This window comes from Psychrobacter sp. 1U2, from assembly GCF_051847575.1.
Genome location: NZ_JBPYDC010001076.1, coordinates 1 through 715 on the forward strand (window position 1 = coordinate 1; position 715 = coordinate 715).

Below are 715 nucleotides of genomic sequence, written 5' to 3' on the forward strand. Positions count from 1 at the left end.
TAAGCCATCATAGGTATCTATCTGCAAATGTATGCTATGCCCATATTCGCTATTATAAGCTTGGGCATCATCGTAGATATGGGTTAGCATTTTGGTCATATTAATATAATGAAACTCATGCGTCTCTTCAATCTCAATCCGAGACAACAGTAATAAATCATTGACGATTCTATTCATACGCGCTGTCTGCTGGGTCATCAGCTCAAACCCACGCTGCCAATGCGGCGGCATGTCTGGCTGATCTGAGAAGTTTTCGAGATAACCCATGAGGACTGTCAAGGGCGTTCTAAGCTCATGTGAGACATTTGCCACAAAGTCGCGGCGCATTTGTTCCAAATGATGCAGACGAGTCACATCATAAATGATTAATAGTTTTTCGTCCCCAAAAGGGGTGAGCTCGCATTTCAAGTAACGCTTAGGATCTCGCCAAGAAGCCATATGCACACCATCGTTGGGTGTCGTCATGGCTTGATAGTACTGGCGAAACTCAGGCACATTGATAAAATCAAAAATACTCTTACCTTTATCTGCTACTTGTAGCAATAGTAAATCTTCAGCAGCTTGATTCCACCACTCTAAACTATCATCATTATTGAGCAGTATTACGGCGTCTTGTAGAGCGCGTAATGAGCTTCTGATTTTTTTGAGCTGGCCCATCACTTCTTGCTGAGTTGCTTGATCTTGCGGGTGCTGTTCTGGCTCGTTTTGTTGCTCG

At 43.5% G+C, this 715-nt stretch carries 1 protein-coding gene; it reads right to left on the reverse strand.

Annotated features, from left to right (window positions below; all coding sequences use genetic code 11):
* A partial coding sequence (locus tag ACS8FD_RS20475) for a histidine kinase dimerization/phospho-acceptor domain-containing protein (RefSeq protein ID WP_439277217.1) occupies positions 1-657 on the reverse strand: 657 nt, incomplete at its 3' end.
* Positions 658-715 lie beyond the last annotated feature (58 nt).